Source organism: Blastococcus sp. SYSU D00868 (genome assembly GCF_054050575.1).
This window is the reverse complement of record NZ_JBJGZO010000031.1, coordinates 25,095-48,527: the sequence shown is the minus strand read 5'-3', so window position 1 is coordinate 48,527 and position 23,433 is coordinate 25,095. Positions and strand designations below refer to the sequence as shown.

The 23,433-nt window shown below is 77.6% G+C and carries 21 protein-coding genes; 13 read left to right on the top strand and 8 right to left on the bottom strand.

Translation table 11 applies throughout. The annotated features are described in order from the left end of the window. Nucleotides 1–91 precede the first annotated feature (91 nt). The 3 genes from ACI79F_RS20335 to ACI79F_RS20325 all read left to right on the top strand — a co-directional run bounded on the left by ACI79F_RS20335 (nucleotide 92) and on the right by ACI79F_RS20325 (nucleotide 3,257). Nucleotides 92–1,357: an ABC transporter substrate-binding protein gene (locus tag ACI79F_RS20335; RefSeq protein ID WP_456547147.1), complete on the top strand. Its 1,266-nt coding sequence runs from the start codon at nucleotides 92–94 to the stop codon at nucleotides 1,355–1,357. A 172-nt stretch (nucleotides 1,358–1,529) separates the two neighbouring features. After that, nucleotides 1,530–2,348, top strand: coding sequence for a mycofactocin-coupled SDR family oxidoreductase (locus ACI79F_RS20330; RefSeq protein ID WP_456547148.1), 819 nt, complete (start codon nucleotides 1,530–1,532; stop codon nucleotides 2,346–2,348). Nucleotides 2,349–2,417: 69 nt separating this feature from the next. Continuing rightward, nucleotides 2,418–3,257, top strand: a complete 840-nt coding sequence (locus ACI79F_RS20325; RefSeq protein WP_456547149.1) for an SDR family oxidoreductase — start codon at nucleotides 2,418–2,420, stop codon at nucleotides 3,255–3,257. A 3-nt stretch (nucleotides 3,258–3,260) separates the two neighbouring features. Here ACI79F_RS20325 and ACI79F_RS20320 read toward each other — a convergent pair whose 3' ends face one another. Then, the gene (locus tag ACI79F_RS20320; RefSeq protein WP_456547150.1) at nucleotides 3,261–3,716 is read right to left on the bottom strand and encodes a DUF5313 family protein; all 456 of its coding nucleotides are present in this window, start codon (nucleotides 3,714–3,716) and stop codon (nucleotides 3,261–3,263) included. After that, nucleotides 3,713–4,219 (bottom strand): MarR family winged helix-turn-helix transcriptional regulator, encoded by a 507-nt coding sequence (locus ACI79F_RS20315; RefSeq protein ID WP_456547151.1) that lies wholly within the window; start codon nucleotides 4,217–4,219, stop codon nucleotides 3,713–3,715. The genes ACI79F_RS20320 and ACI79F_RS20315 overlap by 4 nt, the downstream gene beginning before the upstream one ends. Nucleotides 4,220–4,318: 99 nt before the next feature. Between ACI79F_RS20315 and ACI79F_RS20310 the strand changes: the two genes are divergently transcribed. Next, nucleotides 4,319–5,200, top strand: coding sequence for an LLM class flavin-dependent oxidoreductase (locus ACI79F_RS20310; RefSeq protein ID WP_456547152.1), 882 nt, complete (start codon nucleotides 4,319–4,321; stop codon nucleotides 5,198–5,200). A 34-nt stretch (nucleotides 5,201–5,234) separates the two neighbouring features. Here ACI79F_RS20310 and ACI79F_RS20305 read toward each other — a convergent pair whose 3' ends face one another. Next, nucleotides 5,235–6,881: an FAD-dependent monooxygenase gene (locus ACI79F_RS20305; RefSeq protein ID WP_456547153.1), complete on the bottom strand. Its 1,647-nt coding sequence runs from the start codon at nucleotides 6,879–6,881 to the stop codon at nucleotides 5,235–5,237. Nucleotides 6,882–7,114: 233 nt separating this feature from the next. On the opposite strand from ACI79F_RS20305, the gene ACI79F_RS20300 reads away from it, so the two are divergent. The 5 genes from ACI79F_RS20300 (at nucleotide 7,115) to ACI79F_RS20280 (ending at nucleotide 10,612) form a co-directional block, all read left to right on the top strand. Next, on the top strand, nucleotides 7,115–7,417 hold the full coding sequence (locus ACI79F_RS20300; RefSeq protein WP_456547154.1) for a YidH family protein: 303 nt from the start codon (nucleotides 7,115–7,117) through the stop codon (nucleotides 7,415–7,417). Further along, complete coding sequence (locus tag ACI79F_RS20295; protein WP_456547155.1) at nucleotides 7,414–7,740, top strand: DUF202 domain-containing protein; 327 nt, start codon at nucleotides 7,414–7,416, stop codon at nucleotides 7,738–7,740. Before ACI79F_RS20300 ends, ACI79F_RS20295 begins: the two co-directional genes overlap by 4 nt. Nucleotides 7,741–7,885: 145 nt before the next feature. Then, nucleotides 7,886–8,824: a hypothetical protein gene (locus tag ACI79F_RS20290; protein WP_456547156.1), complete on the top strand. Its 939-nt coding sequence runs from the start codon at nucleotides 7,886–7,888 to the stop codon at nucleotides 8,822–8,824. A gap of 10 nt (nucleotides 8,825–8,834) precedes the next feature. Next, nucleotides 8,835–9,680: an MEDS domain-containing protein gene (locus ACI79F_RS20285; RefSeq protein ID WP_456547157.1), complete on the top strand. Its 846-nt coding sequence runs from the start codon at nucleotides 8,835–8,837 to the stop codon at nucleotides 9,678–9,680. Further along, complete coding sequence (locus ACI79F_RS20280) at nucleotides 9,677–10,612, top strand: anti-sigma factor RsbA family regulatory protein (RefSeq protein ID WP_456547158.1); 936 nt, start codon at nucleotides 9,677–9,679, stop codon at nucleotides 10,610–10,612. Before ACI79F_RS20285 ends, ACI79F_RS20280 begins: the two co-directional genes overlap by 4 nt. Nucleotides 10,613–10,662: 50 nt before the next feature. On the opposite strand, the gene ACI79F_RS20275 is transcribed toward ACI79F_RS20280, so the two are convergent. After that, nucleotides 10,663–12,348 (bottom strand): MDR family MFS transporter, encoded by a 1,686-nt coding sequence (locus tag ACI79F_RS20275; protein ID WP_456547159.1) that lies wholly within the window; start codon nucleotides 12,346–12,348, stop codon nucleotides 10,663–10,665. A 66-nt stretch (nucleotides 12,349–12,414) separates the two neighbouring features. Then, nucleotides 12,415–13,017 (bottom strand): acyl-CoA-like ligand-binding transcription factor, encoded by a 603-nt coding sequence (locus tag ACI79F_RS20270; protein ID WP_456547160.1) that lies wholly within the window; start codon nucleotides 13,015–13,017, stop codon nucleotides 12,415–12,417. A 163-nt stretch (nucleotides 13,018–13,180) separates the two neighbouring features. Here ACI79F_RS20270 and ACI79F_RS20265 point away from each other — a divergent pair, with 163 nt between their 5' ends. After that, nucleotides 13,181–14,614 (top strand): FAD-dependent monooxygenase, encoded by a 1,434-nt coding sequence (locus tag ACI79F_RS20265; RefSeq protein ID WP_456547161.1) that lies wholly within the window; start codon nucleotides 13,181–13,183, stop codon nucleotides 14,612–14,614. Nucleotides 14,615–14,723: 109 nt separating this feature from the next. Further along, the gene (locus ACI79F_RS20260) at nucleotides 14,724–15,731 is read left to right on the top strand and encodes an Acg family FMN-binding oxidoreductase (RefSeq protein WP_456547162.1); all 1,008 of its coding nucleotides are present in this window, start codon (nucleotides 14,724–14,726) and stop codon (nucleotides 15,729–15,731) included. Here the strand turns inward: ACI79F_RS20260 and ACI79F_RS20255 are convergent. Further along, nucleotides 15,715–16,422: a monooxygenase gene (locus ACI79F_RS20255; RefSeq protein ID WP_456547163.1), complete on the bottom strand. Its 708-nt coding sequence runs from the start codon at nucleotides 16,420–16,422 to the stop codon at nucleotides 15,715–15,717. The two genes, ACI79F_RS20260 and ACI79F_RS20255, sit on opposite strands and share 17 nt — an antisense overlap. A gap of 206 nt (nucleotides 16,423–16,628) precedes the next feature. Between ACI79F_RS20255 and ACI79F_RS20250 the strand changes: the two genes are divergently transcribed. Then, entirely contained in the window at nucleotides 16,629–21,143 is a 4,515-nt protein-coding gene (locus ACI79F_RS20250; RefSeq protein ID WP_456547164.1) for an HAD-IC family P-type ATPase, read from the top strand. On the opposite strand, the gene ACI79F_RS20245 is transcribed toward ACI79F_RS20250, so the two are convergent. After that, nucleotides 21,140–22,300, bottom strand: coding sequence for a cold-shock protein (locus ACI79F_RS20245; RefSeq protein ID WP_456547165.1), 1,161 nt, complete (start codon nucleotides 22,298–22,300; stop codon nucleotides 21,140–21,142). The genes ACI79F_RS20250 and ACI79F_RS20245 overlap by 4 nt on opposite strands. A gap of 126 nt (nucleotides 22,301–22,426) precedes the next feature. Further along, the gene (locus ACI79F_RS20240) at nucleotides 22,427–22,879 is read right to left on the bottom strand and encodes a MaoC family dehydratase (RefSeq protein ID WP_456547166.1); all 453 of its coding nucleotides are present in this window, start codon (nucleotides 22,877–22,879) and stop codon (nucleotides 22,427–22,429) included. Between the two features lie 35 nt (nucleotides 22,880–22,914). On the opposite strand from ACI79F_RS20240, the gene mug reads away from it, so the two are divergent. After that, entirely contained in the window at nucleotides 22,915–23,424 is a 510-nt protein-coding gene (mug, locus tag ACI79F_RS20235; protein WP_456547167.1) for a G/U mismatch-specific DNA glycosylase, read from the top strand. Nucleotides 23,425–23,433 lie beyond the last annotated feature (9 nt).

The following is a 23,433-nucleotide window of genomic DNA, read 5'->3' as shown; positions in this document are numbered from 1 at the left end:
GCGGCGTCCCGAGCACCTGCGGCGGCTCGGCACCGGCCCGGTGCCCGCGCCCGTCCGCGTCCGGCCTTCGACCCGAGTGGAGCGGTGATCCATGCGCAAGAGAGGCATGGCGGTGGTGGGCGCGGCCTGCGCCGTCGCCCTGGTGCTGTCGGCGTGCGGCAGTGACGACGAGGAGGCGGGCGGTGGCGGAGGCGGTGGTGGCGGAGGCGGTGGTGGCGCGGGCGCCGGTGCGTCCGGCACGCTCCAGGTGGGTCTGCTGACCTCGCTGAGCGGGCCCGGCGCCGCCGCGGCGCAGGACTCCGTGCGTGGAGCCGAGGCGCGGTTCGCCGCCTACGAGGACGCGGGCGAGGGCTGTGCCGCGGACCTGGACTTCGAGATCGTCCAGGCCGACGACACCACGAGCGCGCAGGGCGCCCTGGCGGGGGTGCAGAAACTGGTGCAGCAGGACGACGTGTTCGGCCTGATCACGGTCAGCGCCTTCTTCTACGGCGCGTCGCCGTACATGACGACGCAGGCCGCCGGGACCCCGGTGTTCGGCGGGGCCTGGGACGGCGCCCAGGAGTGGAGCTCCACCGACGACAACCTGTTCAACAGCGCGCCCGTGCCGAACTACGCCGTCGTCTACGACCAGGCGGGCGAGTTCTTCAAGAGCCAGGGCGCGACGAGGGTCGCCGGGGTCGCCGTCAACAGCCCCAGCTCGCAGGCCGGGCTGGAGAACGGGCTGCAGTCGATGGAGGCCGCCGGCCTCGAGCGCGCCTACGTCAACGACAGCGTGCCGTTCGGCAGCACGGACGTCGGCGCCATCGTCCTCGGGATCATCGAGTCCGGCGCCGACGCGGTGTACACCACGCTGAACTTCGACACGTCGCTGGCGATCGTGGGCGGTCTCAAGCAGGCCGACTACCCGGTGGAGATCTTCTACTCGCCGACCGGGTACGGCGCCGACCTGCTGCAGTCCGAGCCCGCCGTCCAGGCCGGGCAGGGGGTCACGTTCGGCACGTCGTTCACCCCCGTCGAGCTCGACACGCCCGCCACCCAGGAGCTCAGCCGGGCGCTGACCGAGTACACGGACAACGAGTCCGGCATCCCCGGCTTCTACGAGAGCCAGGGCTGGTTCGGCGCCGACCTCTTCCTGCACGGCCTGGAGGAGGCGGGCTGCGACGCCACGCGGGAGGAGGTCATCGCCGCGCTGCAGGGCGACGAGACCTGGGACGCCAACGGCCTCTACCCGCGGCCCATCCCGCAGACGACGGTCGACTACGACGAGCAGTGCTCCTTCTACCTGACGCTCCAGGGCGAGGCGTTCGTCCCGGTCGAGGGCGCCGACCCGTTCTGCGGTCAGCCGACGGACGGCTGACCCCGCCCACGTCCGGCGCCCGCTCACACCCCAGGAGCGGGCGCCGGGTCCGGGTCCGCCGGGGCCTCGCGCCGCGCGGCGCCCGGGCAGCAGACTCCGGACGCTCCCGCCGTCCGACCCACCCGCACCCACGGCGGCCGCCCGGCGGCCCGCCCCACCCATGGAGGTCCACGTGGCACGACTCGAGGGCAAGGTCGCCTTCATCACCGGCATCGGGCGCGGTCAGGGCCGCAGCCACGCGCTGCGCCTGGCGCAGGAGGGCGCCGACATCATCGGCGTCGACGTCTGCGCCGACTTCGCCTCGGTCGCCTACCCGATGTCGACGAAGGAGGACCTCGACGAGACCGTCCGGCTGGTCGAGGGCCTGGACCGGCGGATCGTCGCCCGCGTCGCCGACGTCCGGGACCGCAGGGCGCTCAAGGCCGCCGTCGACGAGGGCGTCGCCGAGTTCGGCCGGCTGGACTTCGTCGTGGCCAACGCCGGCATCAGCCCCGGCCTGTTCCGGCTGACCACGGAGGAGGAGGACCAGCAGGCCTGGGACGAGGGCATCGGCGTCAACCTCACCGGCGTCTGGAACACCACCCAGGTGGCCATCCCGCACATCGTCGCCGGCGGCCGCGGCGGCGCGATCGTGCTCACCGGCTCCACCGCCGGGCTGCGCGGCATGGGCGGCGGCGCGTACGGCGTGGCCAAGCACGGCGTCGTCGGGATCATGCGCGGGCTGGCCAACGACCTCGCGCCGCAGAACATCCGGGTCAACGTCGTCCACCCCACGGCCGTGAACACCCTGATGGCCACCAACGAGGCCATGCAGGGCTTCCTCGCCACCCAGGTCGACAAGGGCGTGCACCTGCGCAACGCGCTGCCGGTGGACATGATCGAGCCCGCCGACATCAGCAACGCCGTCGCCTTCCTGCTGTCCGACGAGGGCCGCTACATCACCGGCACCAACCTGCCGGTCGACGCCGGGTTCGTGAACCGGATCGGCTGAGCCGCCGCCCCCGCGAACACCCCGGGCGACCGGGGGAAGCCGGTGCGGCCGGCCGGGGTTGTGCGGCCCATGACCCCCGCACCGATCGCGATCACCGGCTCCACCGGACGCCTCGGCGGCCGGATCGCCCGCCGCCTCGCCGACGCGGGCGTGCCGCAGCGGCTGCTGGTCCGCGACCCGGCGCGGGCGCCCGGCCTGCCCGGCGCCGAGGCCGTCCGCGCCGAGTACGCCGACCGAGACGCCGTCCGCACCGCGCTGGAGGGCGTGGAGACGGTGCTGATGGTGTCGGCGTCGGAGACGCCCGACCGGGTCGACCGGCATCGGGCCTTCGTCGACGCCGCAGCGGCCGCCGGCGTCGGCCACCTGGTCTACGTCTCGTTCTACGGCGCGGCGCCGGACGCGACCTTCACGCTGGCCCGCGACCACTGGGCCACCGAGGAGCACGTCCGGGCCAGCGGCCCGGCACACACCTTCCTGCGCGACGACCTGTACGCCGACTTCGCCGTCCACCTGATCGGGGACGACGGCGTCATCCGCGGCCCGGCCGGCGACGGGCGGGTCGCCATGGTCGCGCAGGACGACATCGCCGACGCCGCCGCGGCGGTGTTGCGCGACCCCGCCGCGCACGCGGGCGCGACGTACGACCTGACCGGCCCGGAGGAGCTGACCCTCGCCGAGGTGGCCCGGGTGCTGACCCGGGTGACCGGCGACCCCGTGGGCTACGTGCCGGAGACCGTCGAGGAGGCGTACGCCTCGCGCGCCTCCTACGGCGCGCCGGACTGGCAGGTCGACGCCTGGGTGTCGACCTACACCGCGATCGCGGCCGGTGAGATGGCCGGCGTGAGCCCCGCCGTCCCCGACCTCACCGGGCACCCCGCGCGCACCCTCGAGCAGGTGCTGCGGGGCTGAGCCTCAGCGACCCTGGCGGGCGCGATAGCGCGCGGCGCGCCGCGCGGCCGCCTCGTGCCGCCGCCGCGACGCGTGGACCTCGCGCTCGGCGGCGGCCCGGTCGCGGCCGGCCTGGGCGCTGCCGATCGGGTAGCCGGCCTTGCGCACCCGGTTCTCCACGGTCTCGGTCATGTACGCCATCGAGAAGGCCATCCCGAGGATGACGCCGATCAGCGCCATGCCCAGCCGCAGGCCCAGCGGGCCGGGGACCAGGACGACGATCAGGGCGACGGGGACGGCCAGCTGGACCAGCGTCCGCGCGGCGTGCCGGAGGACCCACGTGCCGGTGGTGACGTCGTGCAGCACCCAGCTGCTGTGCCGCGCGGGCAGGCCGGTGCCGAGGGCGTAGGCCACCCAGCGCAGCGGGTTCGGCCGGACGACCGGCTCGGTCGGCAGCGGGGCCGGGACGGGGCGGGTCACGACGCGACCTCCTGGTCGACGGGCGGGGTGCGGGTCAGCGCGCCCTGGGCGGCGGCGTTGACGCGGGTGAGCGCCTGCTGCAGCGCCAGCAGCTCCTCGACCGGCAGGCCCAGGTGGGCGACGATGCCGGCCGGGATCCGCTCGGCCCGCTCCCGCAGCGCCAGCCCGGCGTCGGTGAGCGCGATGGCCAGGTTCCGCTCGTCGCGGGCGTCGCGGTCGCGGCGCACGTGACCGGCCGCCTCCAGCCGCTTGACCAGGGGGGAGAGGGTGCCGGGGTCCAGCTGCAGCAGCCGCCTGAGGTCCTTGAGGGCGAGGGGGCCGTGCTGCCACAGCGCCAGCATCACCAGGTACTGGGGGTGGGTGAGGCCCATCGGCTCCAGCCACGGCCGGTAGACCGAGACGACGGTGCGCGCGGCGACCGACAGGGCGAAGCACACCTGCCGCTCGAGGGCGAGGGGGTCGTCGAGCAGCGCGCCGCCGTCGGCGTCCGGGGAGGGGTCCACGCCTCCGACGGTACGCCAACGGTTGGTGCCCCAATGGTCGGTGCGAGGTGATCCGCCTCTCGTGCGGGTGCTGTCGGCTCCAGGACCGATACTCGGCCGGTGAGCCTCCCCCTCTCCGCCGTCGTCCTGCCCGACCGGCACCCGGTGTCCACGTTCCTGGACGACGTCCGCGCGGCCGAGGCCGCCGGCGTGCGGACGGTGTGGACCTATGACCACCTGAGCTGGCCGCTGCTGCGGCGCAACCCCTGGTACGGCGCGGTCCCGCTGCTGGCCGCGGCCGCCGTCGCCACCGAGCGGGTGCGGCTGGGCACGCTCGTCGCCTCGCCGAACTTCCGCCACCCCGTGCCGTTCGCCAAGGAGCTCATGACCCTCGACCAGCTCTCCGGCGGCCGGCTGGAGCTGGGCGCCGGGGTGGGCACCGAGGGGCCGGACTCGCACGTGCTCGGGGAGCCGCCGCGCAGCCGGGCCGAGCGGACGACGCGGTTCGCCGACTGGCTCGACCTGCTCGACCGGCTGCTCACCCAGCCGGTCACCACGGCGGTGGCCGGGGAGTACGCGGCCGTCGACGCCCACCAGCTCCCCGGCTGCGTGCAGCGGCCGCGCGTGCCGTTCACCGTCGCCGCGTCGGGGCCGCGCGCCCTCCGGCTGGCCGCCCGGTACGGCTCGGGGTGGGTCACCTACGGCCCGTTCGGCGCGGAGGTGCCGGCCGGGGAGTGGCTCGCCGCGATCGCCGCGCAGAGCCGGCGGCTGACCGACGTCCTGGCCGAGGAGGGCCGGGAGCCGGCGGCGCTGCACCGGGTCGCGCTGCTCGGCATCGAGGCGTCGTGGCCGTTCGAGAGCGCCGAGCGGTACGCCGACACCCTGGGCCGGCTGGCCGAGGCGGGGATCGGCGAGCTCGCCGTGCACTGGCCCCGGCCCGACGACGGCCGCGGCGTCCCCGCCGACCGGCTCGACCTCGTGCTCGCCGCCCACGCCCGCTGAGCCGGGGCGCCCGCCGGTCCGGCCGCCGTGGTGGTCAGGGGGTCGCGGCGGCGGGGAGGGCGGCGCCGAGCACGCGGTCGAGCAGCCCGGCCGGGTCCTCGACGACGTGCCCGCGCCAGGCGACGTGCTGGTCGGGCCGGACGAGGACGAGGCCGGCGCCGAGCAGGTCGCGCAGCTCCGGGTCGGCGAGATCGAGGACGGTCAGCGGGACGCCCCGCCGGGCGGCCACCTCGGGGAGCTCCCCGGGGTCCCCGGCCGGGTCCGGCCGGAGCAGGGTGAGGCCCTCGCCGAGGTGGTCGTAGAGGGAGTCGCCGTCGCCCAGCCAGGCGTGCGGCAGCCGGGCGCCCGGGTGCGCCGACGGGGTGAAGGTGGCCAGGGTCGGCTCCGGCACCGGCCGGCCGTCGGGGACGACGACGGGCGAGTCCGGGTAGTCGTAGCCGAGCACCAGCCCGAGGCTGTGGAACTCCGGGTCCTTGACCCGCAGCGCGTCGGCGAGCGCGGCGCGCAGCTCCCGGCCGGTGACGCCGTCGTCGTCGAGGTCCCGGCCGACGAAGGCCGGGGCGAGGAACGCCTCCTGGCTGCCGGCGGCGTCGATGGTCCGCTGCGCCACCGGCCGGCGCTCGGGCTCGTAGCTGTCCAGCAGCGACTCCGGTGCCCACCACTGCAGGACGGCGGCGAGCTTCCAGCCGATGTTGACCGCGTCGCCGACGCAGGTGTTGAACCCGTGCCCGCCCCACGGCGGGTTGAGGTGGGCGGCGTCGCCGACGAGGAAGACCCGCTCGCCGCGGTAGCGGTCGACCAGGAGCATCCGGGCCTGCCAGGGGTCGGTGGCCAGCACCTCGACGTCGATCTCCCCGCCGTGGCCATCCGGGCCGACCATCGCTCGGACCAGCGCGACCGGGTCGGCGTCCTCGGCGACGGTGTCGACGCCCTGCACGATCGACCACCACGTGCCGTCGAGGTCGAGCCGGCCCATCAGGCCGCCGCGCTCGGTGCCGATGACCCAGTAGTGCACGCCGAGGGCGCACAGCGGCCGCTCCTCGAGCGCGCGGGAGCGGAAGGTGACGCTGAGGTTCGGCAGCGCTCCCGAGGAGCCCTCGTAGCGGGCGCCGATCGCGCGCCGGGAGAGGCCGGCGCTGCCGTCGGCGCCGAGCAGGTAGCCGGCGACCACCTCGGTCTCCCGGCCGTCCGGGCCCTGGGTCGTGGCGCGGACCTCGTCCGGGCCGTCGGCGATCCCGGTGACGCGCCAGCCGATCCGCAGGGTGACCGTCGGCAGCGCGGCGGCGGCCTCGCGCAGCACCTGCTCGACCTCGGGCTGCGGGGCCTGCTGCCCGGACTCGGCGGCGATCGGGCGTGGCGACGTCCACAGGCCGAAGGCCTCGGGGAAGCGGGTGATCTCGGAGCCGAAGAGCCCGGTCACGAAGACGACGTCCTGGGCGTGGGCGACCGGCAGCGGGGCGCGGGCGCGCAGCCGGTCGGCGAGCCCCCAGCGGCGCAGGTGCTCCATGGTGCGGACGCTGGTGGTCTTGGCCCGCGGGCGCAGCGGGTCGAGCGTGGCGCGCGGCTCGACGACGAGCACCTCGACGCCGCGGCGGCCCAGCTCGATGGCGGCGGCGAGCCCGCTGGGTCCGCCGCCGGCGATCAGGACGGGGACCCGGGAGGGGACGTGCGCATCGGACACGGGGGCTCCTGTCGGCTGCCCGGAGCGGACGCGGTCGACGCGTCGGGACCGGGGAGAGGCTGGCGGTCTCGGCGGCTGGCGTCGGAAGCATCGCCCGCCGCGGCGGCGTCTGCCATGGACGGGAACGGCGAGGCCCCCGCGGGGTGCGGCACGATGACGCGGTGGCACCGGGCGGGTCCGAACGGCGGTTCCCGCGGTCGGTGTACGCGGTGGGGTCGGAGCCGGACGCCCGCGTGAGCCTCGCCAACGAGCGCACGTTCCTGGCGTGGGTGCGCACCGGCCTGGCCCTCACCGCCGGCGGCGTGGCGCTGGAGGCCCTCGACGTGCCGGTCGCCGGCGGGCTGCGCCTGGCCGCGGCGCTGGTCCTGGTGGTGCTCGGGACGCTCGCCCCGGCCCTGGCCTGGAGCCGGTGGGCGGCGGTCGAGCGCGCGGCGCGCCTGGCCCGGCCGTTGCCGGCCTCGGTGCTCGGCCCGGTCGTCGCCCTGGGGACGACGCTCGCGGCGGCGCTGCTCCTCGTCGGCCTCGCGCTCGGGTGACGCCCGACTCCGGCGCCCAGGCCGAGCGGACGGCGCTGGCGTGGCGGCGCACGGCCCTCGGCGTCGCCGCCGGCGCGGCCGTCGCCGCGCGCCTGCTCGCCCCCGGCTCCGGCCCGGGCTCCTGGGCACTGGTGGCGGCCGGCGGCCTGCTGGCCGCGCTGCTGTTCCGCACCGCGCGGCGGCGCGGCGAAGCGGCGGCGCGCTCCCTGGCCGGCGAGGCGGCCGCCGGGGTGCCGGGGCCCGGCCGGCCCGCCGCCCTGCTGGCCGGCCTCGCGACGCTGCTCGGGCTGCTCGCGGCCGGCTACCTGGTGCTCGGCGGGTGAACCCGCGGCCGGTGGCCGGCGTCCGATGCCCCCTTGTCCGCCCGGGAGCCGAGGAGGAGCCTCGGGGGCGCTGCGGCCCAGTGGTCGCCGAGCCGCGGCGCCGGATCGTCCCGACCCGTACCGAGCACGAGCGGCGGTACCGCGCATGGCCCTCCCCCCTCCCGCCGGGCCGGAGCCCGGCGAGCGGCTGCTGGCCGGCACGCGGTGGCTGCTGTCCGCCTTCGCGGGCCTCACCGCCCTCGCCGTCGTCCCGCTCCTGCTCTTCCCGGGCCGGGCCCGGGAGGACTTCGCCTGGAGCATCGGGTCGGAGCTGACCGCGTCCTTCCTCGGCGCCGGGTTCGCGGCGGGCCTGGTGCTGTCGCTGCTGTCGCTGCGGCGGGACCGCTGGTGCGACGTCCGGGTACCGGTCGTCACGGTGACCGCGTACACGGCGCTGGTCCTGATCGCCTCGCTGATCCACGCGCACCGCCTGCACCTGACCGACGGCGGCGCGCTCGCCCGGTTCTCCGCCTGGCTGTGGCTGGGCGTCTACGTCGTCGTCCCGGTGGCCGGGGTCGCCGTCGTCCTCCGGCAGGACGCCCGCCGCACCGAGCTGCCCGAGCTGCGCCGGCCCATGCCGAGGGGGGTGGCCGTGCTGCTCGCCGTGCAGGGCGCCGTCCTGGTCGCGGCCGGTGCGGTGCTGCTGTTCAGCGGCCTGACGGTCCACCACGTGGTGGAGCGGATCGCCGGCTTCTGGCCCTGGGAGATCACCCCGCTCAGCGCCATGGTGACCGGGGCCTGGCTGGTCGCCTTCGGGATCGCCGCGGCGCTGGCGATCCGGCAGCGGGACCTCGGCGAGCTGCTCGTGGCGGCCGTGACCTACACGGCCTTCGGCGTCTTCGAGCTGCTCGTGCTGGTCCGGTACCGGTCCCAGCTCGACCCGGCCGACCCCTGGCTGTGGGCGTACGTCGTCCTGCTGGCCGCCGTGGCCGCGACCGGCGCGTACGGCTGGCGGGCCGCGCTGCGGCCGGCGACCGGTGCCCGGGCGGCCGCACCGGAACCGGCTCCGGCCGGATCCCTCCCCGCGCGGCCGCGCCCGGAGTAGCGTCGCGGGGGTGACGGCCCCCCGGCGGCTCGGGACGCCCACCGGTCTGCGACCGGGGGACCACCTCTGCTGGAGCTACGCCGGCGCCGACGAGCTGGCCGCCGCGGTGCTGCCCTACCTCGAGGAGGGGCGGCGCCTGGGCGAGCACCTGCTCGTGGTGGGGGAGTCGCGCGACGACGTCGACCGGGCCGTGGCCGGCCTCCCCGACCGGGACGCCCTGCTGGCCGGCGGGCAGCTCGAGCTGCGGACGACCGCCGACGCCTACACCCCGGCCGCCGGGCTGGAGCCGGCCGCGCAGGTGGAGAGCTACCGCACCGAGACCCGGGCGGCGCTCGCCCGCGGCCGGACCGGGCTGCGGGTCGCCGCCGACGTCACCCCGCTCGCCCGCGGCGGGCCCGAGGCCCGCCGGCGGTTGCACGCCTACGAGCAGCTCGCCGACGAACTCATGGAGAGCCTCCCCATGACAGCGCTGTGCCTCTACGACGCCGCCCTCGGCGACGACGTCGTCGGCCCGCTCGCCGTCCTGCACCCGGGCCAGCACCACGGCGGCCGGTACCCGCTGGCGCACCTGTCCGGCCGCGGCGCCCGCCTGTCCCTGCACGGCGAGGTCGACGTCAGCGTGGCCGCCGACGTGGCCCGCGCCCTGGCCGACGTCGTCGCCGACGCCCGCGGGGAGGTCGAGCTGGACCTCGCCGACCTGGAGTTCCTGGACGTCGCCGGGGCCCGCGCCATCGCCGGGGTGGCGCGGCGGCTGGCCGCGCGCGGCGTGCGGCTGCGGCTGGTGGGGGCACGCCGGTCGGCGGCCCGGTGCCTGGCGCTGTTCGGCCTGTCCGCCGGCCCGGCGGAGCCGGCGTGACGCTCGTCCGGCCGACCGGCGGGTGGGACGGCACGCGGCTGGCCCACGAGGGGTTCGTCTTCGGGACGGACACCGAGCTCGTGCGCCGCGTCGTGCCCTTCGTGCTGGAGGGCTTCTCCCGCGGGGAGCCGGTGCTGGTCGTGGCCGGCGAGCGGGTCCGCAGCCTGCTCGCCGCGCACCTGGGGACCGACCTGTCGCGGCTCGAGGTCTTCGCCGCCGCGGAGACCTGGTGGCAGGGCGGGCACCGCACCCTGCAGGCCTACGACCGCGACCTGCGCGCCCTGCGGTCGGCGGCGCCGCGCTGGCGGCTGGCCGCCGAGCCGGTGTGGCTGGCCCGCGAGGACGGCCGGGAGTGGAGCCGCTTCGAGGCCGTGGCCAACCGCTGCTACGACGCGATGCCCTACTACAGCCTGTGCCTGCACGACCGGCGCCGGCTGCCCGAGGCGGTGCTCGCCGACGTGGCCCGCACCCACCCGCTGACCTGGGGCGAGGGAGGGCCGGTGGCCGATCCGGCGTACGAGGAGCCGGAGCGCTTCCTGCGCTCGGCGCAGCCGGCGTGGGGCGACCGCCCGGCCGGCGCCACCGTGCACACCCTGACCACCCCGTGGGAGGCGCGCCGGCTGCTGTGCGCGGCGGTGCCCGACGACCGGCGGGCGCTGGTCGGCGACGTCGTCCTGGCCGGCCACGAGCTGGTGCTCAACGCGCTGGCGGTCGCCCCGTTCGCGGAGCTCGCGACCTGGCTGGACGGCGACGTCTTCGTCGTCGAGGTCGCCGACGCCGGGCCGGGGCTGGCCGACGCGACGCTCGGGTACGTGCCGCCGGACCCGGAGGAGGGCCCGCAGGGCATGTGGCTGGCCTGGAGCCTCGCCGACGACGCCGCGGTCGCCACCGGTCCCGAGGGCACCGCCGTCCGGCTGTACTTCGGTCCCTGACCGTTGGAGGGGATCCGTCGGCCTCCCGCCGACGGATCCCCTCCGCGGGTTCAGACGCGGGCGGCTGCGTCCCGGGGGTCGTCGTCCGCCGCCGGGTCGGGGACGACGACGACCGCCGTCCCGTCCGCGCGCACCGCGGCGACGGGCTGGGCGCCCGGCTCGTCGGCCCCGCCGTACACCGCCTCGCCGCGGGCCACCATGCCGGCCGTGTCGGAGAGCGGGATCTCCTCCAGCAGCAGGGCCAGCACGAAGGCCACGGCCAGGATCGGCACCAGGTACCAGAAGACCGGGGCGAGCGAGTGCGCGTAGGCGTCGACGATCGCGGTCTTCAGCGGGTCGCCGGCGGCCTGCACCGCCGCGGGCGTCAGGCTCTCGGCGGACGTGATGCCCGCCTCGGCCGCCTGCTGCCCGTTGCCCGACAGCGCCTCGACGAGCTCGTCGGCCAGCCGGCTGGTGAACAGCGTCCCGAACACGGCGACGCCGAGCGTGGCGCCGACCTCGCGGAAGTAGTTGTTCGTCGAGGTCGCCGTCCCGATCTGGTCGGCGGAGACGGCGTTCTGCGCCGCGAGGACCACGTTCTGCATGATCAGCCCGAGCCCGGCGCCGAGCAGGAAGAACATGGCGCCGACGGTCCACAGCGAGGTGCGCCCCGACAGCGTGGTCATCCAGACCAGCGCCGCGAGGATCACGCCGACGCCGGCGACGGTGAACACCTTGTAGCGGCCGGTCCGCATGATGAAGCCGGCCGAGCCCTGGATCGTGAGGATGATGCCGGCGGTCATCGGCAGCATGAGCAGGCCGGAGTCGGCCGCCGAGAGCCCGGAGCTCATCTGCAGGAACGTCGGCATGAACGCGATGGCCGAGAACATGCCCAGGCCGACCGCCAGCCCGAGCGCCGTCGCGACGACGAAGGTCCGGTTGCGGAACAGGGTCATCGGGATGATCGGCTCGACCGCGCGCCGCTCGACCCCCACGAAGGCGACGGCCGAGACGACGAAGGCCGCCAGCATCCACAGCGTCCCCGGCGCCGTCCAGCCGTCGCTGCCGCCGAAGTCGGTGAACAGGACGAGGGAGGTGGTGGTCGCCGAGAGGGTGACGATGCCGGCCCAGTCCAGCGGCGTGGTGCTGCGCTTGCGGGGCAGGCTCAGCGCGAACCAGCCGATCGCGAAGGCGCCGAGGCCGACCGGCACGTTCACCCAGAAGCACCACTGCCAGCCGAACAGCGCCGAGTCGGTGAAGAAGCCGCCGACCAGCGGGCCGGCCACCGCCGACAGCCCGAAGAGGGCGCCGATCGGGCCCATGTACTTCGCCCGCTCCCGGGCCGGGACGATGTCGGCGATGATCGCCTGCGCCAGGATCATCATCCCGCCGCCCCCGAGCCCCTGGACCCCGCGCCAGATCACCAGCCAGGTGAAGTCCGGCGACAGCGCGGCGCCCAGGCTGGCCACGGTGAACAGGCCGATGGCGACGAGGAACAGCGTCCGCCGCCCGAACAGGTCACCGAACTTCCCGTACAGCGGCATCACCAGGGTGGTGGCCAGCAGGTAGGCCGTCGTCATCCAGGCCATGTGCGAGACGCCGCCGAGGTCGCCGACGATCGTCGGCATCGCGGTGGCGACGATCGTCTGGTCCAGCGCCGCCATGAGCATGCCGGCGAGCAGCGCGCTGAAGATCAGGTTGATCCGCCGCCGGGTGAGGACGATCGGGGCCGCGTCGGCGGCGGGCGGGGCGTGCATGGGTCTCCTCGGGGAGGTCGGGCGGGAGCGGGCGCGCGGCGGAGCCGCGACGGAACGGGGCGCGGGTCAGGGGCGGGGGTCGGGCAGCCCGGCGGCCAGGGCGTCCCACGCCTCGCCGACCAGCTCGGGCAGCGACCGGGTGAAGTCCGACGCCAGCCAGCGGTGCAGGGCGGTGCGCAGGGCGACGCCGGCGACGCCGGCCAGCAGGGTCGGGTAGGCGTCGGCGCCGGTGTCCGTCCCGGTGCGGACGGCGATGGCCTCGGCCAGCGCGCGCTCGGAGGCGCCGAAGACGGCGTGCAGGCGGGCGACGAGCACCGGCTGGGCCTCGATGACCGTGAGCCGCAGCGGCCAGAGCCCGGCCGGCTCCTCGGCCATCTCGGCGGCCTGCTCGACCGACACGGTGCGCAGCGCCGCCAGCGCGGACTCCCCGGCCGGGCGGGCGGTGAACCGCTCGGCCATCCCGGCGGCGCCGCTGGTGTCGAAGCCCAGGACCGCGTCGTCCTTGGCGGGGAAGTAGTTGAAGAAGGTCCGCGGGGAGACGTCGGCGCGGGCGGCGATGTCGTCGACGGAGACGCCGTCGAGGCCCCGCTCGGCCACCAGCTGCAGCGCCGCCTGGTGCAGCGCGAGGCGGGTGGCGAGCTTCTTGCGCTCTCGCAGGCCGGCGGTCACCGGTCGAGGATAGGTGCAGGGACTGCAAAATTGCAGTAGCCGCACCTGTGTGTCCCGTCTCCCCGCCGTGGGCGCCTCCCGGCGGGGGCCCGACGGCCCTGTGCCCCGGGCGGGACGAGGAGCAGCGTCGCCCGCGTTCGGCCACGGACCGGGAGGAGGGGCCATGACCACCGGGGGAGGACGTGCCGTCGTCGTGGGGGCAGGCATGGCGGGGTTGCTGACCGCCAGGGTCCTGAGCGAGAGCCACGCGCGGGTCACGGTGCTGGACCGCGACCGGCTGCCGGGGACCCCGGTCGCGCGCCGGGGTGTGCCGCAGGGCCGGCACCCGCACGGGGTGCTGGCGCGGGGGCGGGAGGTGTTCGACGAGCTGTTCCCCGGGCTCACCGACGAACTGGTGGCGCGGGGCGCCACCACGGGGGACATGCAGGCCGACGTCCGCTGGTACAACGACGGCCACCTGCTCCGCCAGGAGCCGATCGGCCTGCGCGGCATCGCGGTGAGCCGTCCGCTGCTCGAGGACCGGGTGCGGGCCCGGGTGCGCGCCCTGCCCGGCGTCGAGGTGCGCGAGGGCGCCGACCTCGCCGACCTCGTCCTCGACGGCAGCAGCGTGACCGGCGTGGACGTCGTCCGGGACGGGCGCCGGGAGGTCCTCCCCGCGGACCTGGTGGTCGACGCCTCCGGCCGCGGGTCGCACACCCCGACCTGGCTGGCGGAGCACGGGTGGCCGGCGCCGGCGGAGTCCCGGGTCGTCGTCGACGTCCGCTACACGACGTGGATCCTGCCGCGGCGCCCCGGGGACCTCGGTGGCGACCTCGCCTGCGTCGTCGGGGCGACCGCCGCCGCCCCGCGCTTCGGCGCCGCGCTGGCGATGGAGGGGGACCGCTGGCAGCTCGCCGCCGGCGGCTACGCCGGCGAGGCCGCGCCGGTCGAGCTCGACGCCTTCCGGGAGTTCCTGACGCGGCTGCCGGTCCCCGACCTGTGCGAGCTGGTCGCCGACCGGGAACCGCTGGAGGCCCCGCGCCCGTACCGGTTCCACTCCAGCGTGCGCCGGCACTACGAGAAGCTGGACCGCTGCCCGCGCGGGCTGCTGGTCACCGGCGACGCGCTCAGCAGCTTCAACCCCGTCTACGGGCAGGGCATGACCGTCGCCGCGGTCGAGGCGCTGCTGCTGCGCCGGCTGGTGGCCGAGGGGGCCGACCCCCTCGCGCGGGCCTTCTGGCGCGGCGCGGCCCGCGCCGTCGACGCGCCCTGGGACATCGCGGCCGGCGCGGACCTGCGGCTGCCGCCGGTGCCCGGGGCGCGCCCGCTGCGCGTCCGCGCCGTCAACGCCTACGTCGCGCGGGTGCAGGCGGCGGCCGAGGTGGACGGCGACGTGGGCGCCGCGTTCCTGCGGGTCGCCAACCTCATCGACCCGCCGCCGGCGCTGATGCGGCCCGCGGTGGCGGTGCGGGCGCTGCGCGCCGGGCGGCACCGTCGGCGCCCCGGCCGGCCCGAGGCGCCGGCGCACCGGACCGTGCGGCTCCCGCACCTCCCGCACATCCCGCACCCCCGCGGCTCCCGGACCGAGGAGGCGGCGCACCGCACGCCCACGCCGTAGCGGCGGGGTGGGCCACCTCCCGGACGCGCTGCTGCCGGTCCCCGCGGCATGGGGTAGGCAGGGACCCGGCAGCGACGCGCCCCGGACGGGGCCGGACGGGAGGTGACCGGTGGACCGCGAGCAGTGGAGCCGTGTGGTGGAGGCCGCGACGCGGGCGCCGTCGATCCACAACACCCAGCCCTGGTCGTTCGCGGTGCGCGGGGAACGGCTCGACGTCCGCACCGACCCCGCCCGGGCGCTGCACACCCTGGACCGCAGCGGCCGGCAGCGGGTGATCAGCTGCGGCGTGGCGGTGGAGTTCGCGCTGGTCGCGCTGCGGGCCGAGGGCGCGGACGTCGCGGTCGAGCTGCTGCCCGACCCGGCCGACCCCGACCTCCTGGCCACGCTCACCGTGACCGGCGCCCGGGAGGTCACCGACGACGACCGCGCGGTGGGGGCGGCGATCGCCAGCCGGCACACCGAGCGGGCCCCCTTCCGGCCGCAGGCGGTGCCGGCCGAGGTGGTCGACGACCTGCAGCGGGCCGCGGCGACGTACTCGGTGTGGTTCAAGCCGATCACCGAGTCCGACGAGGAGGTCGCCACCGCGTTCCTCGTCTCCCGCGCGGAGGAGATCGAGCAGGCCGAGCCCGAGTACGTGGCGGAGCTGCAGCAGTGGATGCGCACCGACCCGGCCGCGGTCGACGGCATCCCGGTCGGCGCGGTGCCCGAGGAGGACCCGGCGACCCGCCCGTCGAACTGGCTGATCCGCGACTTCGTCGTCGGCTCCCGGCCGGCCGACCGGTCCCGCTTCCACAACCCGGAGGACCCCGACGCCCCGCCGCCGGCGGTGGAGCGGCCGGCGGTCGTGCTGATGGGCACCGACAGCGACGACCCGGACGCCTGGCTCACCGCCGGCCGGGCGCTCGGGCAGGTGCTGCTGCGGGCCACCGTGGCCGGGCTCGCCGCCTCGCCGCTGACCCAGGCGCTGGACTGGCCGGCCACCCGCTCCCAGCTGCGCACCCGCCTGTCGCTGATCGGGCACCCGCAGATGCTGCTTCGGCTGGGCTACCCGACCAGCGACCGGACGCCGTCGACCAACCGCCGTCCGCTGGAGGACGTGCTCACGTTCGCGGGCTGAGGGGATCCCGGCCGCCGAGGGTGCCGGTCGTGGAGAGGACGGCGAGCCGCGCGAAGAGCTCCTCGGCGTACCAGCCCTCCCGGGCGGTGCGGGCGACGACGGCGGCGTGCGGAGCGCGGTCGTAGGCGAAGGCGTTCAGCGCCGCGCCGGACTCCCACACGCTGAAGGTGCCCTGCAGGCCGAGCGGTGCCTCGCCGATGCCGAGGGCCATGCGCAGGCCGGGGGAGCGGTGCAGGTCGGCCGAGACCGGCGGGACGGCGGACCAGAAGCGCACCGCCTTGCGGGTCACCAGCCGGGCGCGGGTGACGGCGGCGACCGGCCCCTCCCAGCGGGTGGGCGCCGGCCGGCCGAACGGCTCGCGGCGCGACCACAGCCCGCGCGCGCTCAGCGGCCGCAGCCGGGCGGACCACTCCTCGTCGGCGAACGCCCGCCAGCCCGGCGGCACCGGGCTCGCCGCCGCGGCGGCCGCGTCGTCCCACACGGCGAGCAGGCCCCAGCGCCGGGGGTCGGCGTCGCGCACGGTGAAGCTGCGACCGCTGCCGGTGCCCAGCAGCTTGGCGAAGCGCAGCCCGGGAACGCGGCGCAGGCGGGCCCGGTCGGTGGCCATGTGCCCGACCGCCCGCCCGACGCCCCGGCCGGACACGCCCCACAGGTGCAGGGTCACCAGCGGGCTGTCGGGCTGATCGGGCACGCGCTCGATCCTCCCTCGTCCGCGCGGGCCTGGTTGCGGGTGTTCCTCGCGCCTCGCGGGTCCTGCAGCACTCGTGAGGCGCGAGGAACGCCCGCAATGGCCGGGACGGCGGGACGGGGCCGGCCGGACCGGGCGCTCGCCGGGAGGCCGGGCGCCGCGGTCGGGCGTAGCGTTCCGTCTCACCTCAGTTCCGCCCGGGGGGTGCCATGGGGCTGCTGCGCACGACGATCGCCGTCCCTGGTGCCCTGGCGGGACTCGCCCGGGCGGTCGCCACCGGCGCCACCACGGCCCCGGTGCCGGCGGTCGGCACGGTCGGGCTGCTCACCGGGCCGGCACGGGCCACCACCCGCCTGACCCGCGCCGCGACGGAGGCGGTCAGCTCGACCGCCGGCCTGGCGCGGGAGGCGGCCCACGCCGGTGCCCGCGCCGCGCTGCCCGTCGCGCGGGCCGCCGGCACCGTCGTCACCGGCGCCGACCCGTTCCCCGACGGGCACGTCCGGGACGGCGTCGGCGCCACCCTGCACGGCCTCTTCGAGCCGCCGCTGGCCCGGCACACCCGCCGCGTCTGGGCCGAGCACGGGCACGCGCAGGTCGAGCTGGCCGCCCCCGCCGCCGAGCAGGCCCCGGAGGTCCGCTCGGCGCTGCGCCGGCACCTGGAGCGGCTCGAGGGCGTCCAGTGGGCCGCGGTCAACGACGTCGTCGGCCGGGTGCTGGTCTCCTTCGACGAGCGGCGGGTGTCGGTCGACGACGTCGTGGGCGCGGTCGCCGCCATCGAGCAGGCCCGCGGCGGCACCGGCGTCTTCCCCGACGCCCCCGACCACCCCGCCGACCTCGAGCCGCTGCTGGCCGCCGTCGCCCGCGCGGCCGTGGCCGGCGCCGGGGTCGGGGTCGCGCTGCTGGGCAGGGCGCTGCCGGTCCCGGCGCTCACCCGGCACGCCACCCTGGTGCTCGCCCTGCTGGAGTCCCAGCCGCGCGTCCGCGGCGCGCTCTCGGACCGGATCGGCCGCGTCGGCGCCGACCTCGCGCTGGCCGGGACCGGCTCGCTGCTGCACGCGCTCGCGCAGAGCCCCACCGTGCCGGCCATCAACGCCGTCGCCGCCGTCCAGGAGGCCGTCGCGGTGCGCGCCCGGCGGCAGGTGTGGCGGGCCCGCGAGGCCGAGCTGTGCCGCCCCGAGCCCGAGGACGACGCCGCCGCTCCGCTGGCCCCGCCCGGCCCCCGCCCGCGGCCGCTCCCGCGCGGGCCGGTGGAGACCTACCGCGACCGGCTGGCGCCCACCACGCTGGCCGGCGCCCTCGCCCTCGTGCCGCTCACCCGCCGGCCCGGCCGCTCGGCCGACATGCTCAAGGCGCTGACCCCCAAGGCCGCCACCTCCGGCCGGACGTCGTTCGCGGCCACCCTCGACCTGCTGCTGTGCCGCCGCGGCGTGCTGCCCATGGACGGCACCGCCTACCGGCGGCTGGACCGGGTGGACGTCGCCGTCCTCGACCCCGACGCGCTCTGCACGGGCCCGCCGGTCGTCGTCGAGGCCACCGCAGAAGCCACCTCAGAGGCCACCGCCGAGGGGGACGACGGCTGGGACGACGCCGCCGTCTGGACCCTCGCCACCCGCCTGCTCGGCCGCCAGGACGCCCCACCGTCGGGCCGGCACGTGCTGACCGTGCGGGGGCGGCGCGTGGGCAGCGTCGTCGTCGCCCGCGAGCTCGACCCGCACGCGGAGGCGCTGCTGGACGCCGCGACGTCCGCCGGCCTGCGGGTCGTGCTCCCCGAGCACCCCGGCACCGCCGAGCTCGCCCCGGCCGCCCACGAGGTCGCGCCGGCCGGCGAGCCGCTGCTCGACACCGTCCGCCGCCTGCAGGGGGGCGGGGCGGGCGTGCTGCTCGTGTCGGCCACCGACGGGCCGGCGCTGCAGGCCGCCGACGTCGCCGTCGCCCCGGTGCGCGCGGGCCGGGCCCCGGCCTGGGGCGCGGACCTGGTGACCGGCCCCGGCCTCGACGACGCCTGCCGGATCGTGGCCGCCACCCGCGACGCCCGGGCGCTGAGCCGCCGCGCGGTCGAGACCGCGATCTCCGGCAACGTGCTCGGCGGGCTGCTGGCCGCGGTCGGCGGGGCGCACACCGGTCAGCCGCGGGCCACCACCCCGGGCAAGTCGGCCACCACCTGGACCATGCTCGACGGCTCGGTCACCGCCGCGCGGGCCGCCCGCCGGCCGCCTCCGCCGCCGACCGTGCACACGCCTTGGCACGCGCTGGAGGCCGAGGAGGTGCGGCGCCGGCTGGCCGGCGCCGAGCGGGCGGCCGACGACCGGCCGTCGCGGGTGCGTGCGCTCGCCGGCCGCGCGGCCGCCGTCCCCGGGGTCGCGACGCCGCTGCGGTACGCGCGCACCGTCGTCGCCGAGCTGGCCGACCCGCTCACCCCGGTGCTCGCCACCGGCGCCGCCGCCACGGCGGTGCTCGGCGAGGCCACCGACGCCGTGCTGGTCGGCAGCGTCACCGTCGGCAACGCGCTGCTCTCCGGCCTGCAGCGGCTGCGCGCGGAGACCGCGCTGGAGTCGCTGCTGCTCGAGCAGGACGTCTGCGCGCGGCGGGAGACCGAGGGCGGCGCCGAGGAGGTGCCCGGCAGCGCGCTGCGGCCGGGCGACGTGCTCCTGGTCGAGCCCGGCGACGTCGTGGCCGCCGACGCCCGGCTGCTGGAGGCCGAGGACCTCGAGGTCGACGAGTCGAACCTGACCGGGGAGTCGCTGGCGGTGACCAAGTCGGTCGAGCCGACGCCGGGCGCCGACGTCGCCGACCGCACCGGCATGCTCTTCGACGGCACCACCGTGGTCGCCGGCCGCGCCCGCGCCGTGGTGGTCGCCGTCGGCCCCGCCACGCAGGCCGGCCGGGCGGCACGGGCCGCCGGGGGCGCCGCCCCGCCGGCCGGGGTGCAGGCGCGGCTGGCCGAGCTCACCCGCTCCGTGCTGCCGTGGACGCTGGCCGGCGGCGGCCTGGTCACCGCGCTGTCGCTGGCGTGGCGCCGGCCGCTGCGGGAGGCCGTGTCGGCGGGGCTGGCGATCGCCGTCGCCGCGGTGCCCGAGGGGCTGCCGCTGGTCGCCACCGTGGCGCAGCAGGCCGCGGCTCGACGGCTGTCCTCGCGCGGCGCCGTGGTGCGCAGCGCGCGGGTGCTGGAGGCGCTGGGCCGGGTGGACACCGTGTGCTTCGACAAGACCGGCACGCTGACCGAGAACCGGCTGCGCCTGGTCCGGGTGGCCGGCCTCGACGGCGCCGGGGAGGACGACGTCCTGGCGATGGCGGCCGCCGCCGTCCCGCCCGGCGAGGAGGACGCGCACGAGACCGACCGGGCCGTGGCCGAGGCGGCGGCCGAGCGCGGCGTCGGCCCGGACGGCGACCCCGAGGCCGCGCTGCCCTTCGCCGGCGGCCGCGGCTTCTCCGCCGCCGTCCGCGACGGCCGGCTGGTCGTCAAGGGCGCCCCGGAGGTCGTGCTGCGCCGCTGCGGCGCGTGCGCCGGCGTCCGCGAGCAGGCCGAGGCGATGGCCGGGGAGGGGCTGCGGGTGCTGCTCGTCGCCGAGCGCGGGGTCGACGGCGTGCCCGACGACCTGGCCGACGCCGCCCGCGACCTGACCGTGCGCGGCCTGGTGGGGCTCGCCGACACCGTCCGCGACTCCAGCGCCGAGGCGGTGGCCCAGCTGCGCGCCTCCGGCGTCCGCGTGGTCGTCGCGACCGGGGACCACCCCGAGACGGCCGCGGCCATCGCCGCCCGGGCCGGCGTGCCCGACGCCGACCGGGTGGTGACCGGCGCCCAGCTGGCGCGGGCGGGCGACGAGGAGCGCCGCCGGCTGGTCCGCGAGTCGGCCGTGTTCGCCCGGCTGTCCCCGGAGCAGAAGGTCACCCTGGTAGCGGCGCTGCGCGGCGCCGGCGCGACGCTGGCCATGACCGGCGACGGCGTCAACGACGCGGCGGCGATCCGGCTCGCCGACGTCGGCGTCGGCGTGGCCGGCGCGGAGTCCCCGGCCGCGCGCACCGCCGCCGACCTCGTGCTCACCGACGCCGACCTGACCCGGCTGGTCGACGCGATCGCCGAGGGCCGGGCGATGTGGGGCCGGGTGCGCGAGGCCGTGTCGGTGCTGGTCGGCGGCAACGCGGGGGAGATCGCCTTCACCGTGCTGGGCACGGCGGTCGGCGGCCGCTCGCCGCTGGGCACCCGGCAGCTGCTGCTGGTCAACCTGCTCACCGACATGTTCCCGGCGCTGGCGGTCGCGGTGGCCGCGCCGCGGCGGGCGGCCGAGGAGGGCGAGGGCCCGCTGGCCGGGCACCCGCTCGCGGCCGTGCTGGCCGCCGGGCCGCACCGCGGCTTCACCGAGCAGGTCCGCCGGGCGGTGCTGGTCCGCGGCGCGGCGACGACCGTCGGGGCGACCGGCGCGTGGGTCACCGGGCGGCTCACCGGCCCGCGCGGCCGCGCCGGCACGATGGGCCTGGCCGCGCTGATCACCACCCAGCTCGGGCAGACGGCGTGGTCGGGCCGGCGCAGCCCGCTGGTGCTGGCCACCACGGCGGGGTCGCTGGCCGTGCTCGTCGCCGTCGTGCAGACCCCGGGGCTGAGCCGGTTCTTCGGCTGCACGCCGCTGGACCCGCTGGCGTGGGGCGCCGTGCTCGCCTCGGCCGCCGCCGGGACGGCGACCGCGGAGCTGGGGCCCCGCGTCGCCGCCCGGCTGTCGAGCGGCTAGAGCGGCTCGACGGAGTCGGCCTGCATGCCGCGCTGGCCGCGGCTGGCCTCGAACTCCACCCGCTGACCCTCCTGCAGCTCGCGGTAGCCGCCGCGGTCGGGGATCGCGGAGAAGTGCACGAAGACGTCGTCGCCGCCGTCGTCGGGGGTGATGAAGCCGAAGCCCTTCTCGGCGTTGAACCAGTTCACCGTGCCCTGGCCCCGGTTGCCGCCCCCGCCGCCGCGCCGGGCCGGGCGCTCCTCGCGGCCGCCCCGCGCCGGCCGCTCCTGCCAGCCGCCGCCGCGCTGACCGCCGGCGGGGCGCCCGCCGCGGCCGCCCCCGCCGCCACCGCCGACGACCCGGACTCCCTCGGCCTGCATGCCGCGCTGGCCGCGGACGGCGTCGAACTCCACCCGCTGACCCTCCTCGAGCGAGCGGAAGCCGGACTCGTCGATCGCGGAGAAGTGCACGAAGACGTCGTCCCCGCCGTCGTCGGGCTCGATGAAGCCGAAGCCCTTGTCGGCGTCGAACCGCGCCACGGTGCCCTGCACCCGGCCGCCCTGGCCGCCCCGGCCGCCGCCCTGACCGCCGCCGTACTGACCGCCGCCGCCCTGGCCGCCGCCGTACTCCGCCCGGCCGCCGCGCTCGGACCGCCCGCCCCGGCCGCCGCCCCCGCCGCCGATGACCCGCACGGCCTCGGCCTGCAGGCCGCGCTGGCCGCGGACGGCGTCGTACTCGACCCGCTGGCCTTCCTCGAGGGAGCGGAAGCCGGACTCGTCGATGGCCGAGTAGTGCACGAAGACGTCGTCCCCGCCCTCGTCGGGCTCGATGAACCCGAAGCCCTTCTCCGCGTTGAAGCGGGCGACGGTGCCCTGCGACCGGCCTCCGCCGCCGCGCGGGGCTCCCCGCTCGCCGCGCTCCCGGCGCTCGCCGCGGTCCCCGCCCGCGCGGCCCCCGCCGCCACCGCCGCCGCCGAGCGACCGCACGCGGTCGGCCTGCGGACCCCGCTGCCCCTGGCTGGCGTCGTACTCGACCCGCTCGCCCTCCTCGAGGCTGCGGAACCCGCCCGAGGCCTCGATGGCCGAGAAGTGGACGAACACGTCGTCCCCACCGTCCTCGGGTGCGATGAACCCGAAGCCCTTCTCGGCGTTGAACCACGTGACCGTGCCCTGCGGCATCCTCTGCGCTCCTGCTCTCCGAAGACCTTCCGGGGTGCACTACCCGCCCGTGCGCGGATCCACCCCGGGACGACGGTGCCAGGTCGGTGCAACCCGGCCGACGGCGGGCCCCGATCGGGCGGTCGTTCAGGCGGCGGGACGGGCCCGCACGAGGTTCATCGCCACCATCGACAGCACCACCGTGCCGCCGCCGTCGACCAGCTCGACCCGGGTGCGCAGCAGCCCGCGGTCGGGCTTGCTGCGCGAGACGCGGGCCTCCTCGACGGTGGTCCGCAGGGTGAGCTCGTCGCCCGGCCGCACCGGCGCCCGCCAGCGCAGCTCGTCCACCCCGGGCGAGCCCAGGCTGGAGGCCGGCGACAGGTACTCGGTCGCCAGCAGCCGCATCATCAGCGCGCAGGTGTGCCAGCCGCTGGCGATCAGCCCGCCGAACGGCCCCGCGGCGGCCGCCGCCGCGTCGACGTGGAACGGCTGCGGGTCGTACCGGCGCCCGAAGTCGACGACGTCGTCCTCGGCGACCCGCAGCGGGCCGTACTCGCCGGTGGAGCCGACGGGGTAGTCCTCGAACCAGCGCTCGCCCACCCGGCCGACGGTAGCCGGGCGGGCAGACTCCCACCGTGCCGCCCCGCAAACCGCTGCCCGACGTGGTCGCACCGGGCCTGGACGTGCTGTTCTGCGGGATCAACCCGTCGCTCACCTCGGCCGCGGTCGGGCACCACTTCGCCCGGCCCGGCAACCGGTTCTGGCCGGCGATCCACCTCGCCGGGCTCACCCCGCGACGGCTCGCGCCGGAGGAGGACCGCGAGCTGCTGCGGTACGGCCTCGGCTCGACCAACATCGCCGACCGGCCCACCCGGACCGCCGCCGAGCTGACCCCGGCGGAGCTGCGGGAAGGGCTGGCCGCGCTCGCCGGCCTGGTGGCCGTCCACCGGCCGCGGGTGCTCGCCGTGCTGGGCGTGACGGCCTGGCGGCTGGCGACCGGCCGGCCGCGCGCCGCGCTGGGCCGCCAGCCCGAGCCGCTCGGCGGGGTCGAGACGTGGGTGGTGCCCAACCCCAGCGGGCTCAACGCCCACCACCAGCTGCCGGACCTGGCCCGCTGGTACGGGCAGCTGCGCCCGGGGGAGTGAACCCCGCGG

What these genes read in the sequence shown, in the direction of transcription:
- ACI79F_RS20335 (WP_456547147.1), top strand. Translation starts at nt 92, where the DNA reads ATGCGCAAGAGAGGCATGGCGGTGGTGGGCGCGGCCTGCGCCGTCGCC.
- ACI79F_RS20325 (WP_456547149.1), top strand. Translation starts at nt 2,418, where the DNA reads ATGACCCCCGCACCGATCGCGATCACCGGCTCCACCGGACGCCTCGGC.
- ACI79F_RS20290 (WP_456547156.1), top strand. Translation starts at nt 7,886, where the DNA reads ATGGCCCTCCCCCCTCCCGCCGGGCCGGAGCCCGGCGAGCGGCTGCTG.
- ACI79F_RS20275 (WP_456547159.1), bottom strand. Translation starts at nt 12,348, where the DNA reads ATGCACGCCCCGCCCGCCGCCGACGCGGCCCCGATCGTCCTCACCCGG.
- ACI79F_RS20265 (WP_456547161.1), top strand. Translation starts at nt 13,181, where the DNA reads ATGACCACCGGGGGAGGACGTGCCGTCGTCGTGGGGGCAGGCATGGCG.
- ACI79F_RS20250 (WP_456547164.1), top strand. Translation starts at nt 16,629, where the DNA reads ATGGGGCTGCTGCGCACGACGATCGCCGTCCCTGGTGCCCTGGCGGGA.
- ACI79F_RS20245 (WP_456547165.1), bottom strand. Translation starts at nt 22,300, where the DNA reads ATGCCGCAGGGCACGGTCACGTGGTTCAACGCCGAGAAGGGCTTCGGG.